This is a genomic window from Streptomyces geranii (assembly GCF_002954775.1).
In the GTDB taxonomy this organism is placed as follows: Bacteria; Actinomycetota; Actinomycetes; order Streptomycetales; family Streptomycetaceae; genus Streptomyces; species Streptomyces geranii.
The window spans coordinates 47586-62748 of the sequence record NZ_PJME01000031.1; the positions used below are offsets into that span (position 1 = coordinate 47586).

Sequence of the window (15163 nt, forward strand, 5' to 3'; positions counted from 1 at the left end):
TGTCTGCACATTCGCCAGGGTGTTCCACCACAAGCAATTGGGTGCACGATGCGCAACGAATTCCTATGGAAAGGCTTGGCGCGTGGCAGACCTGTATGTGGACGGTGAATGGCGGGAGCCGGTGGCCGGTGGCCGCCGGGAAATCCGATGTCCCGCCGACGGCACGCTCGCCGCCACCGTCTCGGAGGGGACCCGCCCCGACACCGAGGCCGCGATCGCCGCCGCCCGCCGCGCCTTCGACACGGGACCCTGGCCGCGTACTCCCGAACGGGAGCGCGGTCAGTTGCTGCTCCGCACCGCCGACATCATGGAGCGCGACGCCAAGGAGTTCGCCCGCGCCGAGTCCCTCGACACCGGCAAGCGGCTGGTGGAGAGCGAGTACGACATCGCCGACGTCGTCTCCTGCTTCCGGTACTACGGCGGGATCGGGGGCGTCGACGCCGGGCGGGTCATCGACACCGGGCGGGACGACGCCGTCAGCCGGGTCGTGTACGAGCCGGTCGGGGTCTGCGGGCTCATCACCCCCTGGAACTACCCGCTCCTCCAGGCCAGTTGGAAGGTCGCCCCGGCCCTTCTCGCCGGGAACACCTTCGTCCTCAAGCCCAGCGAACTCACCCCCTCCACCTCCGTCCTCCTCGTCCGCGCGCTCGCCGAGGCCGGGCTCCCCGCCGGTGTCGCCAACCTCGTCCTGGGCGCCGGGCCCGAGGTCGGAGCGCCGCTCTCCGAGCACCCCGACGTCGACCTCGTCTCCTTCACCGGCGGCCTGGAGACCGGGAAACGGATCATGGCCACCGCCGCCGCGGGCGTGAAGAAGGTGGCCCTGGAACTCGGCGGGAAGAACCCCAACGTCGTGTTCGCCGACGCCGACTTCGAGACGGCCGTGGACTTCGCCCTCACGGCCGTCTTCCTGCACTCCGGGCAGGTCTGCTCCGCCGGGGCCAGGCTCGTTGTCGAGGATTCCATCCATGACCGGTTCGTGGACGAAGTGGTGCGGCGGGCCCGGCAGATACGGCTCGGCGGGCCCTTCGACCCCGACGCCGAGACCGGGGCGCTCATCTCCGCCCAGCATCTCGCCAAGGTCGAGGCCTACGTCGCCGCCGGGCTCGCCGAGGGCGCCGTGCTGCGCTGCGGGGGCGCGCGGCCGGACGAACCCGCCCTCGCCGGCGGGCACTTCTACCCGCCCACCGTCCTCGACGAGTGCACGCAGGACATGCGGGTCGTGCACGAGGAGTCCTTCGGGCCCGTGCTCACCGTCGAGCGCTTCAGCGGCGCCGAGGACGATGCCGTACGCATCGCGAACGACACCGAGTACGGGCTCGCGGGAGCCGTGTGGACGCAGGACGCGGGCAAGGCCCAGCGGGTCGCCCGGCGGCTGCGGCACGGCACCGTGTGGATCAACGACTACCACCCCTATGTGCCGCAGGCGGAATGGGGTGGCTTCGGGCACTCGGGCGTAGGCCGGGAACTGGGACCGTCCGGCCTGGACGAGTACCGGGAGCCCAAGCACATCTGGCAGAACATCCAACCCCGGCCGCAGCACTGGTTCCGCGGCTGAACGCCGAAAAGAGGTCGATCGTGACCCCAGTACAGACCGAGGTGCCGCAGCGGCGCGGCACGCCCCAGGACTCGGACGGCACGCCGGTCATCTCCGTGCGCGGCCTGTGGAAGGTGTTCGGGCCGAAGGCCGACCGGGTGCCGGAATCGGAGGAGCTGTGCGGGCTCACCCGACGCGAGCTGATGGACCGTACGGGCTGCACGGCCGCCGTACGGGACGTGCACTTCGACGTGTCGCCCGGCGAGGTGTTCGTCGTCATGGGCCTTTCCGGGTCCGGGAAGTCGACCCTCGTGCGATGTCTCACCCGGCTGATCGAACCCACCGCGGGGGAGATCGTCTTCGAGGGCGAGAACATCCGCGACGCCGACGACAAGCGGCTGCGCGAGCTGCGTCGGCAGAAGTTCTCCATGGTGTTCCAGCACTTCGGGCTGCTGCCGCACCGGCGGGTCGTCGACAACGTCGCCTTCGGGCTCGAGATACGGGGGATGGGCCGGGCCGAGCGGATGAAGCGGGCGCTGGAGGTCGTCGAGCTGGTCGGGCTCTCCGGGTACGAGAACTCCTATCCCGATCAGCTCTCCGGCGGTATGCAGCAACGCGTGGGCCTGGCAAGGGCGTTGGCCGGTGAACCGGACGTCCTGTTCTTCGACGAGCCGTTCTCCGCACTCGACCCGTTGATCCGGCGGGACATGCAGAACGAGGTCATCCGGCTGCACCACGAGGTCCACAAGACCATGGTGTTCATCACCCACGACCTGTCCGAGGCCCTCAAGTTGGGCGACCGCATCCTCATCATGCGCGACGGCAAGATGGTCCAGTGCGGCACGGGCGACGAGCTGGTGGGCGCCCCGGCCGACGACTACGTACGCGAGTTCGTGAAGGACGTACCGCGTGCCGATGTCCTCACCCTGCGCTGGATCATGCGTCCGCCGGTCGACGAAGACGCCCTGGACGGGCCGGAGTTGGGCCCCGATGTCGTCGTACGGGAGGCCACCCGGGCCGTGCTCGCCGCCGAGAAGCCGGTCAAGGTCGTCGAGAACGGCAAGCTGCTCGGCATCGTCGGCGACGAGGAGATCCTCGCCGTCGTCGCCGGGCAGGAAGGCGACGCGCGATGACCGTCGCCGTGGAGAAACCGCCGACGCCCGAGCCGCCCGGGCCCGAGGACGCCGTGCCCGAGGCCGCGCCCGCCGCAGCCGTACGGCGGGTCAGCCGGCGTGTGGTGGTCGGGGCGATCCTCGTCGTCTGGCTGGTGCTGTTCGCCGTACTGCGCGGCACGAACACGCTGACCCTCGCGGCGGCGGACCTCACCGACCTGCACCGGTGGCTGAACGACGTCTACGACTCGATCGGCGCCAACCGCAACTCCAACCCGCTCTTCCTCTACTTCTTCAACGAGATCCGCCTGGTCATCGACAACCTGGCGACCTTCGTCCAGCACCTGATCTCCCAGCCGTCCGACTCCCGGCCGCTGCCGCAGATCGGGTGGCTCGGGGTCGTAGGGATCGCCGGGTTCGTGTCGTGGGCCGTGGGCAACTGGCGGGTGGCGCTGCTGACCGTCGCCGGGTTCGTGTTCTTCGGACTGCAGGGGCTGTGGCAGGAGAGCATGGACACGCTCGCCCTGACGCTGACGGCGGTGCTCGTGGCGCTGCTGTTCGCGATCCCGCTGGGGGTGTGGGTGGGGCTGTCCGACCGGGTCAACAAGGTGATGACGCCCGTCCTGGACTTCATGCAGACGATGCCCACCTTCGTCTACCTCGCCCCGCTGACCCTGTTCTTCCTCATCGGCGGCGCCTCCGCGACCATCGCCACCGTCATCTACGCGGCCCCGCCGGCGATCCGCATCACCGCGCACGCCATCCGGTCCGTGCCGGAGACGACGGTCGAGGCGGCCGACTCGCTGGGCGCCACCCGCTGGCAGTCGCTGCTGAAGGTGCTGCTGCCGATGTCCAAGCGGACCGTCGTCATGGGCGTCAACCAGACGATCATGGCGGCCCTCGCCATGGTGACCATCGCCGCCCTGATCGACGCGCCCGGCCTCGGCAAGACCGTCATCCAGGCCCTCCAGTCGCTCGACGTGGGTACGGCCTTCAACGCGGGCCTCGCCATTGTCATCATGGCGATCGTCCTGGACCGGGTCACGACAGCGGCCAGCGGACGCGAGGAGGCGGCGCGGCGCTCGGGCGGCCGGTTCCTCGCCCGGCGCCGGCAGCTGGTGGTGGCGGGCGCGGCGGTCACCGCGGTCCTGGTCTACCTCTCCCACACCTATGTATGGGCGGCGGAGTTCCCGGGTGAGGGCAGTGTCGGCAGCTCCGTCGCGAGCGCCGCCGACACCGCGAGCACCTGGGTGCAGGACAACCTGTCGGGCCTCACCAACGCCTTCCGCGACGCCCTCACCAACGGTTTGCTCAACCCCTTCCAGACGCTGCTCACTGACTCGCCCTGGTGGCTCGTCGGCGCGGTCCTGGTCGGGCTCGGCGTGGTCCTCGGCGGCTGGCGGTCCGGGGTGACGACGGCGGTGTGCGTCGGCCTGCTGGTCGGGACCGGCTTGTGGTCGGACAGCATGACGACGCTGGCGTCCACGCTCGTGGCCACGGTCATGACGATGCTGCTGGCCGTGGTCGTCGGGGTGTGGATGGCCCGCAGTACGGTCGCGGACCGCCTGATCCGGCCCACCCTCGACGCGGCGCAGGTCATGCCGCCGTTCGTCTACCTCGTACCGTTCCTGGCGCTGTTCGGCGCGACCCGCTTCACGGCGATCGTCGCCGCGATCGTCTACGCGGCGCCCGTCGCCATGAAGATCATCGCGGACGGTGTACGGAACGTGCCCGCGACGACCGTCGAGGCGGCCACCTCCGCCGGGTGCAACACCTGGCAGATCATCACCAAGGTCCAGCTGCCGATGGCACGCGGAGCCCTGACCCTGGCCACCAACCAGGGTCTGATCTACGTGCTGTCGATGGTTGTTGTGGGCGGCCTGGTAGGCGCGGGCGCCCTCGGCTACGACGTCGTGGCCGGCTTCTCGCAGGGGCAGCTGTACGGGAAGGGGCTGGCGGCGGGGCTGGCCATCGTCCTTCTCGGAGTCATGTTCGACCGGATCACTCAAGCAGCGGCGCGGCGTGCCGGCGCGTAAGGAGCTACCCACCATGGCAGGACAAGCAGCAAAGTGGAGAGTCGGCGCGGCCGGGGTGGCGGTGCTCGGCCTCGCCCTCACCGCCTGCGGTGGCGCGAAGGTCGGCGACACGGCGTCGGGCTCCGACGACTCGTCCGGGGCTTCCGGGTCGTCCGGGAAGTGCGGCACCTTCAACCTCGCGGTGAACCCGTGGGTCGGTTACGAGGCGAACGCGGCGGTCGTCGCGTACGTGGCGGAGAACGACCTCGGGTGCAAGGTCACCAAGAAGGACCTGAAGGAGGAGATCGCCTGGCAGGGCTTCGGGACGGGCGAGGTGGACGCCGTCATCGAGAACTGGGGCCACGACGACCTGAAGAAGAAGTACATCACCGACCAGAAGACGGCGGTGGAGGTGGGCGCGACCGGCAACGAAGGGCTGATCGGCTGGTACGTACCGCCGTGGCTGGCCAAGGCGCACCCGGACATCACCGACTGGAACAACCTCGACAAGTATGCGGCGGAGTTCAAGACGTCGGAGTCGGGCGGCAAGGGCCAGTTGCTGGACGGCGACCCGTCCTTCGTCACCAATGACGAGGCGCTGGTGAAGAACCTGAAGCTGGACTTCAAGGTGGTGTACGCGGGCAGCGAGACGGCGCTGATCCAGGCCTTCCGCAAGGCGGAGAAGAACAAGGAGTGGGTGATCGGCTACTTCTACGAGCCCCAGTGGTTCATGGCCGAGGTGCCGCTCGTGAAGGTGAAGCTGCCGGAGTACAAGGCGGGTTGCGACGCGGACCTGGAGAAGGTGGCGTGCGACTACCCCGTGTACAAGCTGGACAAGATCGTCAGCGCGAAGTTCGCCAAGTCGGGGAGTCCGGCGTACGACCTGGTGAAGAACTTCACCTGGACGAACGACGACCAGAACACGGTGGCGAAGTACATAGCCGAGGACAAGATGACGCCGGAGGCGGCGGCGAAGAAGTGGGTCGACGCGAACCGGGCGAAGGTTGACGCCTGGATCAAGTAGTACCGGGATGGTCGGGTACGGCCTCTTCCAGGGGCCCGTGGCGGGGCTGCCGCAGCTCAAGGGCTGCCGCGGTCCCGCCACGGGCTGCCGGGCGCCGGGATGACCGGGCGGACCTCGGCGGGAGAGGGTGTTACTCGCTCACGACGCCCGAGGCGGCGATGACGATCTTCGCGCGGGTGGCACCGGACTGGGAGCCCAGGGACTCGATCCGCGTGACCAGGTCCTGGCCCTCGACGACCTCGCCGAAGACGACGTGCTTGCCGTCGAGCCACGAGGTGACGATCGTGGTGATGAAGAACTGCGAGCCGTTGGTGTTCCGGCCGGCGTTCGCCATCGACAGCAGGAACGGCTTGGTGTGCTTGAGCTTGAAGTTCTCGTCGGCGAACTTCTCGCCGTAGATGCTCTTGCCGCCCGTGCCGTCGCCACGGGTGAAGTCGCCGCCCTGGAGCATGAACTCCGGGATGACGCGGTGGAAGCCGGAGCCCTCGTACCCGAAGCCGTGCTGGCCGGTGGCCAGCTCGCGGAAGTTCTGCGCCGTCTTGGGGACGACGTCGTCGTACAGCTTGAAGACGATGCGGCCCGCGGCGTCGCCGTCAATGGTGATGTCGAAGAATACGTTGGTAGACATACGGGTATCCTGTCACGCCGATTTGTGCCCCGCCGGTGAGCCCGCCCGTAGGCCGCCCCGGCGCGTGACCGCCCGCACCACTTGTGTGTTCCCCGCGCCGCGAGCGCGGGGCTTTCTTCGTTTCTGCCCCGGCCGGGGACCGCCCCGCCGGGGACCGCCCCCACCGGTGGTCGTCCTCGCCGGAGAGGCCTCCTCTCCCACCTCCCTGACCCTCTTGACACCCACCTGCGAGGCGGGCACATTGAGTTGCGCAACCTGAGTCATGTTGCGTAGCAAGCAACTGACACTGAGGGCCTGGACTGGTTTTCAACCGGAGGTGCGGCGATGGCGGGACCCCGAGTGGTCATCATCGGAGCGGGTGTCGTCGGCGCGGCACTCGCGGACGAGATCTCCGCGCGAGGCTGGACCGAAGTGACCGTGGTCGACCAGGGACCGCTTCCCGCCACCGGAGGTTCCAGCTCCCACGCCCCGGGCCTGGTCTTCCAGACGAACTCGTCCAAGACGATGACCGAACTCGCCCGCTACACCGTCGAGAAGTTCTGCTCCCTCGACGTCGACGGCCAGCCCTGCTTCCTCCAGGTCGGCGGCCTGGAAGTCGCCACCACCCCCGAGCGCCTCACCGAACTCCACCGCCGCCACGGCTGGATCACCGCCTGGGGCATCGAGGCCCGTCTCCTCACCCCCGACGAGTGCGCCGCCCAGCACCCCCTCCTCAACCGCGACCGCGTCCTCGGCGGCCTCCTCGTCCCCACCGACGGCCTCGCCAAGGCCGTACTCGCCGTCGAGGCCCAGATCCGCCGGGCCACCGAGCGTGGCGTGAGCTTCCTGCCCCGCCACGAGGTGCTGGACATCCAACAGAGCGACGGCCGGGTCACCGGCGTCCTCACGTCCCAGGGCGAGATCCCCGCCGACATCGTCGTGTGCTGCGCCGGCATCTGGGGGCCGAAGATCGCCCGCATGGCCGGGCTGAACCTCCCCCTCACCCCGCTCGCGCACCAGCTCGCCTGGACCGGCCCCGTCCCCGCGCTCGCCGGTCAGACGGAGGAGGCGGTCCGGCCGATCCTGCGCCACCAGGACGCCGACCTCTACTACCGCGACCGCTTCGACACCCTCGGCATCGGCTACTACGGCCACCGCCCGATGCCGGTCACCGCCGACGAGATCCTCTCCTTCGACGAGGCGGACACGGCCGGCGGGATGCCCTCGGTCCTGAAGTTCACCGAGGACGACTTCGAGCCCGCCTGGACGGAAACCCAGTCGCTCCTCCCCGCCACCAAGGACGCGAAGGTAGAGGAAGGCATCAACGGCCTCTTCTCCTTCACCACCGACAACTTCCCCCTCCTCGGCGAGTCCCCGGACGTCAAGGGCTTCTGGGTCGCCGAGGCCGTCTGGGTCACCCACTCCGCGGGCGTCGGCCGCGCCGTCGCCGAACTGCTGGTCGACGGCTACTGCTCCTCCTTCGACCTCCACGAGTGCGACCTCAACCGCTTCGAGCCGCACCAGCTCTCCCCGGAGTACGTCCTGGCCCGCGACTGCCAGAACTTCGTCGAGGTCTACGACATCCTTCACCCCCTCCAGCCGTCCGGGCACCCCCGCCCGATCCGCACCAGCCCCTTCCACACCCGCCAGCGCGAACTGGGCGCCTTCTTCCTGGAGGCGAACGGCTGGGAACGCCCGCACTGGTACGAGGCCAACGCGCCCCTGGTGGAAGGCCGTTCGGTGCCGACCCCGAACGACTGGGCGGCCCAGTTCTGGTCCCCGATCGTCGGCGCCGAGGCCCAGGCGACCCGCGAGACGGTCGCGATGTACGACATGACGGCCCTCAAACGCCTGGAGGTGACCGGCCCGGGTGCCGCCGACTTCCTGGAGGGCCTCACCACCAGCAAGGTCGCCAAGTCGGTCGGCTCGGTGACGTACACGCTGCTCCTCGACCACGACGGCGGCATCCGCAGCGACATCACGGTCGCCCGCCTCGCCCGCGACCTCTTCCAGGTCGGCGCCAACGGCAACCTCGACCTCGACTGGTTCACCCGCCACCTCCCGGCCGACGGCACGGTCCAGGTGCGCGACATCACCCCCGGCACCTGCTGCATCGGCCTGTGGGGACCCCTGGCCCGCAAGGTCCTCCAGCCCCTGACGGACGCCGACTTCTCCAACGACGGCCTCAAGTACTTCCGCGCCAAACGCGCCTACATCGGCAGCGTCCCGGTGACGGCGATGCGCCTCTCCTACGTCGGCGAACTCGGCTGGGAGCTGTACACCACCGCCGACCAGGGCCAGAAACTCTGGGACACCCTCTGGCAGGCGGCCCAGCCCCTCGGCGGCATCGCGGCGGGCCGCGGCGCCTTCAACAGCCTCCGCCTGGAGAAGGGTTACCGCTCCTTCGGCACCGACATGACCTACGAGCACGACCCGTACGAGGCCGGCGTCGGCTTCGCCGTGAAGCTCGACAAGGGCGAGTTCGTCGGCAAGGCGGCCCTGGAACGCCGTAAGGCGGACGTACGGCGCAAGCTCACCTGCCTGACCATCGAGGACCCGAGGTCGGGCGTCATGGGCAAGGAGCCGGTGTACGACGGCGAGCGCGCCGTCGGCTACGTCACGAGCGCCGCGTACGGCTACACGATCGGCAAGGGCATCGCGTACGCCTGGCTGCCGACCGAACTGACCACGCCCGGCACGGCGTTGCACATCGGCTACTTCGACGAGCGCGTCGAGGCGGTCGTCGCCGAGGAGCCGCTGTTCGACCCGACGATGTCCCGCCTCCGCGGCTAACCACCACAGTCGACTCGCAGAAGACGGAGACGCGCGATGAGCCCCCGTACCCCCGGCGCCGAACTGCCGGAGCACCCCGACTGGTTGTGGCGCACGCCCGAGCCGAAGCGTTCGTACGACGTGGTCGTCGTCGGCGGCGGCGGACACGGCCTGGCCACCGCCCACTACCTCGCGAAGAACCACGGCATCACGAACGTCGCCGTGCTGGAGAAGGGCTGGCTCGCGGGCGGCAACATGGCCCGCAACACCACGATCATCCGCTCCAACTACCTCTGGGACGAGAGCGCGGGCATCTACGAGCACGCGCTCAAGCTGTGGGAGGGCCTGGAGGAGGAGCTGGACTATCCGATCCTCTTCTCCCAGCGGGGAGTTCTGAACCTGGCCCACAGCCTCCAGGACGTCCGCGACAGCGTGCGGAGGGTGGAAGCGAACCGCCTCAACGGGGTGGACGCCGAGTGGCTCGACGAGCGGCAGGTCAAGGAGGTCTGCCCGATCGTCAACATCTCGCCGGACGTGCGCTATCCGGTGATGGGCGGCACTTACCAGCCCCGCGCGGGCATCGCCAAGCACGACCACGTGGCCTGGGGCCTGGCCCGTTCGGCGGACGCGGCCGGTGTCGACATCATCCAGAACTGCGAGGTCACGGGTCTGGACGTGGTCGGCGGGCGGGTCGTGGGCGTACAGACGACCCTGGGTCCGATCGCGGCGGGCAAGGTGGCGCTCTGCTCGGCGGGCCACAGCTCGGTCCTGGCGGCGATGGCGGGCATCGAACTCCCCCTCCAGAGCCACCCGTTGCAGGCCCTGGTCTCCGAACTCCTCGAACCGGTGCACCCGACGGTGGTGATGTCGAACGCGGTGCACGTGTACGTGAGCCAGGCGCACAAGGGCGAGCTGGTGATGGGCGCGGGCATCGACTCGTACAACTCGTACACGCAGCGCGGGGCGTTCCACATCATCGAGGAACAGATGTCGGCGGCGCTGGAGTTGTTCCCCGTCTTCGCCCGAGCCCATGTGCTGCGCACCTGGGGCGGCATCGTGGACGTCAGCCCGGACGCGTCACCGATCGTCGGCCTCACCCCGGTGGACAACCTGTACCTCAACTGCGGCTGGGGGACCGGCGGTTTCAAGGCCACCCCGGGCGTCGGCTGGGTCTACGCCCACACGATCGCCCATGACACCCCCCACCCCCTCAACGCCCCCTTCTCGCTCGACCGTTTCACCACCGGCGCGCTCGTCGACGAGCACGGCGCTGCTGCGGTGGCCCACTAGGGACCCTCAAGGGAGCCGAACGACATGCTGCTCATCCCCTGCCCGTGGTGCGGGCCCCGCGACGAGGCCGAGTTCCACTACGGCGGCCAGGCCCACGTCCCGTACCCGGCGGACCCGTCGACCCTGACCGACGAGGAATGGGCCCGCTACCTCTTCTTCCGCGCCAACCCGAGGGGCCCCTTCGCGGAGCGGTGGAACCACGCGGCAGGCTGCAGAAGGTGGTTCAACGCCGTTCGGGACACGGGCACGAACGAGTTCCTGATGGCGGTGGACGGGGGCATGCTTCCAGCCCGTCCGGGGGTCCCCCCTCTGGGGGAGTTTGAGGACGAGGCCCCTTCAGGGCCGACCGGGGGCCTGGGGGCGCAGCCCCCAGAACTTTCGGGAAGGGGTGGGGTGGGGGAAGAGGAAACCCAGCCGTTCCGCCTCCCCACCGCACCCCGAACAACCCCCCTCACCTTCACCTTCGACGGCACCGAGTACCAGGGCAACGAAGGCGACACCCTCGCCTCCGCCCTCCTCGCCAACGGCGTCATCCACACCGGCACCAGCATCAAACTCGGCCGCCCCCGAGGCATCTTCTCCGCAGGCCCCGAAGAACCCAACGCGGTCATCCAGATCGAGGCCCCCTTCCCCGAACCGATGCTCCCCGCCACCACCGTGGAGCTGTACGAGGGCCTGGTGGCGACCAGCCTCCCCGGCCAGGGCAGACTCGCGACCACCCCGGACCCCGCCCGCTACGACGCCGTACACGCCCACTGCGACCTGCTGATCGTCGGCGCGGGCCCGGCGGGCCTCGCAGCGGCGGCGGCAGCCGCCCGCACCGGCGCCCGCGTCATCCTCGCGGACGACCGCCCGGAGCTGGGCGGCAGCCTCCTCGGCACGGGCGAGCACCTCGACTGGGTGAAGTCGACCGTCACCTACCTGGAGGCGTCTCCCGACGTACAACTCCTGCGCCGCACAACCGTCTTCGGCCACTACGACGACAACCACCTCCTCGCCGTCGAGCGCCGCACCAACCACCTCGGCGCCGCCGCCCCCGCGAACGTCTCCCGCGAACGCGTCTGGCGCATCCGGGCCCGCCGGGTCGTCCTCGCCACCGGCGCCCACGAACGCTCCCTCGCCTTCGCGGACAACGACCGCCCCGGCGTGATGCTGGCCGCCTCGGCGCGTACGTACATCCATCGCCACGGCGTGCTCCCCGGCCGCAGGGCGGTCGTGTTCACCACGAACGACAGCGCGTACGCCGCCGCACTGGACCTGGTCGCGGCGGGCGCGGAGGTGCCGGCGATCGTCGACACCCGCACCGAACCGGGAGCGTGGGCGGAGCGTGCGAGGGCCGCCGGCATCGAGGTGCTGCCCGGTCACGCGGTCGTCGGTACGGCGGGCGACGCGCGTCTGACGGCGGTCACCGTAGCCCCGTACGGAGGTGAACCGGCAGGAGTGCAGCGGGAGTTCGCCGCCGACCTGCTCCTGGTCTCCGGCGGCTGGAACCCGGTCGCCCACCTCTTCAGCCAGGCGGGCGGCAAGCTCCGCTACGACGACGCGTTCGGCACCTTCGTCCCCGACAGCTGCCGGCAGGCCGTCGAGGTCGCGGGCAGCGTGACCGGCGTACCGGATCTGCCGTCGGTCCTCGCGCAGGGTGTGGCCGCCGCGTCCCGGTCGATCGAGGCGGAGGGCTACCTGCCCCGGGAGCCGAGCCTCCCCACCCCGGCCGCGCAGCCCCACACCCCGCCCATGCACGTGTACGCCATCCCCGACGCCTCCGACACCCGCTCCTTCGTGGACCTCCAACGAGACGTCACCGTCGACGACTTGGCCCGCGCCACCGGCGCCGGAATGCGCTCGGTCGAGCACACCAAGCGCTACACCACCGCCGGTACCGCCAACGACCAGGGCAAGACGTCCGGGCTGCTGGCCAGCGGGATCGTGGCCGCACTGCTCGGCGTCGACATCTCGGCGCTCGGCACGACCACGTTCCGGCCGCCGTACACGCCCGTCTCCTTCGCCGCCCTCGCGGGCCGCGACCGGGGCGCGCTGCACGACCCGATCCGGACGACCGCCCTGCACGGCTGGCATGTCGAGCAGGGCGCGCTGTTCGAGAACGTCGGCCAGTGGAAGCGCCCCTGGTACTACCCGCAGGCGGGCGAGGACATGGAGACGGCGGTGCTCCGCGAGTGCGCCGCCGCGCGGGACGGCGTGGCCTTCATGGACGCCTCCACCCTCGGCAAGATCGACGTACAGGGCCCGGACGCGGGCGTCTTCCTCGACCTGCTCTACACGAACATGATGAGCACCCTGAAGGTCGGCATGATCCGCTACGGCGTGATGTGCCGCCCGGACGGCATGGTCTTCGACGACGGCACCGTCATCCGCCTCGCCCAGGACCGCTTCCTGGTCACCACGACGACGGGCAACGCAGCCGCCGTACTGGACTGGATGGAGGAGTGGTCCCAGACCGAGTGGCCCGACCTGCGCGTCCACTGCACCTCGGTCACCGAGCAGTGGGCGACGGTCGCCCTCGTCGGTCCCCGCTCCCGGGAGGTGTTGGGCTCCCTCGCGCCCCAACTGGCCGTCGCCAACGACGACTTCCCCTTCATGGCCTGGCGCGAGACCCCCGTCGCGGGCATCGACGCACGCGTCTGCCGGATCAGCTTCTCCGGCGAACTCGCCTACGAGATCAACGTGTCGCCCTGGGAGGCCCGCACCCTCTGGGATGCGCTGTACGAGGCCGGTGCCCCGTACGGCATCACGCCCTACGGCACCGAGACCATGCACGTCCTGCGCGCCGAGAAGGGCTACCCGATCATCGGGCAGGACACCGACGGCACGGTAACTCCGCAGGATCTCGGCATGAGTTGGGTGGTGTCGAAGAAGAAGCCCGACTTCATCGGCAAGCGGTCCTACGCCCGCGCGGACAACACCCGCCCCGACCGCAAGCACCTCGTGGGCCTCCTCCCGGACGACCCGGGCACCTTCCTCCCCGAGGGCACCCAACTGGTCGCCGACAGCGTGCTGCCCGCGCCGCCCGTCCCGATGCTCGGCCATGTCACCTCCAGCTACCGCAGCGCCGCCCTGGGCCGGACCTTCGCCCTCGCCCTGATCAAGGGCGGCCGGGAACGCCTCGGCGAGCGCCTGTACGCCCCCGTCGGCGACCGGCTGGTCCCGGTGACCGTCGCGAGCCCCGTCCTCTTCGACCCCGAGGGAGCCCGCCGAGATGGCTGACACCACCACCCTGCTCCGCAGCCCCGTCTCCCCCCTGTCCGACGCGGCCGGCCGCCTCGCCGCCGCGACCCGCGCCTCCCGGGGCGCGATCCGGCTCGCCGAACTCCCCTTCCTCACCCAGCTCAACGTCCGCCTCGACGCCAAGGGCGCCGCCGCCGACGCCGTCGGACTCGCCCTGGACCTCCCGCTGCCCCTCGCCCCCAACACGGCAGTACGGGCAGGGGAGTCGGTCGCCCTGTGGCTCGGCCCCGACGAGTGGCTGATCGTGGGCCCGCCCGGCGGCGAACGGGACCTGGAGGCCCGTATCAGGGAGGCGGCCGGGGACGAGCCGGTCGCCGTCACCGACGTCTCCGCCCAGCGCACCACCCTCCTGGTCACCGGCCCGCGCGCCCGCGACCTGCTGGCCCACGGCTGCGCCCTCGACCTGCACCCCCGCGTCTTCGGCGCGGGGCACTGCGCCCAGACGACCCTGGGCCGCACCCAGGTCGTCCTGGTCGCCCGCGACGAGGCCCGCGCCGGCTTCTGGGTCCTGGTCCGCTCCTCCTTCGCGGGCTATCTGACGGACTGGCTGCTGGACGCGGCGACGGAGTACGTGGAGTACCCGGCCTGACGGTCAGGACAGCGTTCGCCGGTCGGGCTGGAGCGCATCGCCTGACGGTCGGTACACCCCCGGACCGTCAGGCCTTCGGCAGCAGTACGACCCCGTCCTGGTCGGCGTGCAGGATGTCGCCGGGGCCGAAGGTGACCCCGCCGAACGTCACGGGCACGTCGACCGCGCCCGCGCCCGCCTTCGCGCTCTTGCGCGGGTTGGTGCCCAGCGCCTGGACGCCGAGTTCGATCCCGGCCAGGACGGCGCTGTCGCGGACGGCGCCGTAGATCACCACGCCGGCCCAGCCGTTGTCCCGCGCCCGCCCGGCCATCAGGTCCCCGAGGAGCGCGGTCCGCAGCGAGGCCCCGCCGTCGACGACCACGACACAGCCCTCGCCGGGGGTGCGGAGCAGTTCGTGCAGCAGGGCGTTGTCCTCGGTGCCGGAGACCGTGCGGACCGGTCCGGCGAACGCGGGGACAGCTCCGTACGAGGTGAACTGGACGTCACAGACGCGCAGTTCGTCTCCGTACTCGTCGACGAGGTCGGCGGTGGGGATCGGGGTCGTCGGGGTCGTCGGCATGGCTGCTCCAGAGGAGGGTCGTGGTGCGTCGTGGTGGCTGCGACGAGAACGATGCCATGGGGCGGCGGTTCTCCGGGGGTTCACCGGCGTCGATCGTCTGGACGTCCGGGCGGGGGCTGTCCTAGGGTGCAAGTGCACATAGCAAGCGCTTTCTAGCCTGGCCATGCCACCGCATACTCATACGCTCAGCTCCTCGACCGGCTGCGCGAAGAGTCGGCGCGGGGGGTCCTGGGCGGAAAGGGAGCGTCTCGTGCCGCACCGCGAACCTCAGCACAGGTCACCGCGACCAGCGCAGCCACCGCAATCAGTGCAGCCACTGCAACCAGCGCAATCAGTGCAGTCACTGCAACCAGCGCAATCAGCGCAGCCACCGCAATCGGCGCAGCCCCAGCCACCGCACGCCCCGGCCACACCCTGG

The 15163-nt window shown here is 70.3% G+C and carries 10 protein-coding genes; 8 read left to right on the top strand and 2 right to left on the bottom strand.

The features are described 5' to 3' along the window. Window positions 1-82 precede the first annotated feature (82 nt). The 4 genes from CW359_RS29495 to CW359_RS29510 all read left to right on the top strand — a co-directional run bounded on the left by CW359_RS29495 (window position 83) and on the right by CW359_RS29510 (window position 5685). On the top strand, window positions 83-1555 hold the full coding sequence (locus CW359_RS29495; protein WP_105973227.1) for an aldehyde dehydrogenase family protein: 1473 nt from the start codon (window positions 83-85) through the stop codon (window positions 1553-1555). A gap of 20 nt (window positions 1556-1575) precedes the next feature. Next, complete coding sequence (locus CW359_RS29500) at window positions 1576-2667, top strand: quaternary amine ABC transporter ATP-binding protein (protein WP_105973228.1); 1092 nt, start codon at window positions 1576-1578, stop codon at window positions 2665-2667. Window positions 2668-3155: 488 nt separating this feature from the next. Further along, window positions 3156-4682, top strand: a complete 1527-nt coding sequence (locus CW359_RS29505) for an ABC transporter permease (RefSeq protein ID WP_408647533.1) — start codon at window positions 3156-3158, stop codon at window positions 4680-4682. 13 nt (window positions 4683-4695) lie between these two features. Further along, window positions 4696-5685, top strand: coding sequence for an ABC transporter substrate-binding protein (locus CW359_RS29510; protein WP_105973230.1), 990 nt, complete (start codon window positions 4696-4698; stop codon window positions 5683-5685). 130 nt (window positions 5686-5815) lie between these two features. Here the strand turns inward: CW359_RS29510 and CW359_RS29515 are convergent, their stop codons facing one another. Then, window positions 5816-6313 (bottom strand): peptidylprolyl isomerase, encoded by a 498-nt coding sequence (locus CW359_RS29515; protein WP_105973231.1) that lies wholly within the window; start codon window positions 6311-6313, stop codon window positions 5816-5818. A 324-nt stretch (window positions 6314-6637) separates the two neighbouring features. On the opposite strand from CW359_RS29515, the gene CW359_RS29520 reads away from it, so the two are divergent. The 4 genes from CW359_RS29520 to CW359_RS29535 are packed head-to-tail and all read left to right on the top strand — an operon-like array spanning window position 6638 to window position 14186. Beyond that, the gene (locus CW359_RS29520) at window positions 6638-9085 is read left to right on the top strand and encodes a GcvT family protein (RefSeq protein ID WP_105973232.1); all 2448 of its coding nucleotides are present in this window, start codon (window positions 6638-6640) and stop codon (window positions 9083-9085) included. Between the two features lie 36 nt (window positions 9086-9121). After that, a complete protein-coding gene (locus CW359_RS29525) occupies window positions 9122-10354 on the top strand; it encodes a sarcosine oxidase subunit beta family protein (protein ID WP_105973233.1) in 1233 nt (410 codons plus the stop codon). Window positions 10355-10378: 24 nt separating this feature from the next. Further along, entirely contained in the window at window positions 10379-13576 is a 3198-nt protein-coding gene (locus CW359_RS29530; protein ID WP_105973234.1) for a sarcosine oxidase subunit delta, read from the top strand. Next, a complete protein-coding gene (locus CW359_RS29535; RefSeq protein ID WP_105973235.1) occupies window positions 13569-14186 on the top strand; it encodes a sarcosine oxidase subunit gamma in 618 nt (205 codons plus the stop codon). Before CW359_RS29530 ends, CW359_RS29535 begins: the two co-directional genes overlap by 8 nt. A 67-nt stretch (window positions 14187-14253) precedes the next feature. Here CW359_RS29535 and rraA read toward each other — a convergent pair whose 3' ends face one another. Further along, complete coding sequence (gene rraA / locus CW359_RS29540; protein WP_105973236.1) at window positions 14254-14745, bottom strand: ribonuclease E activity regulator RraA; 492 nt, start codon at window positions 14743-14745, stop codon at window positions 14254-14256. Between the last annotated feature and the right edge of the window lie 418 nt (window positions 14746-15163).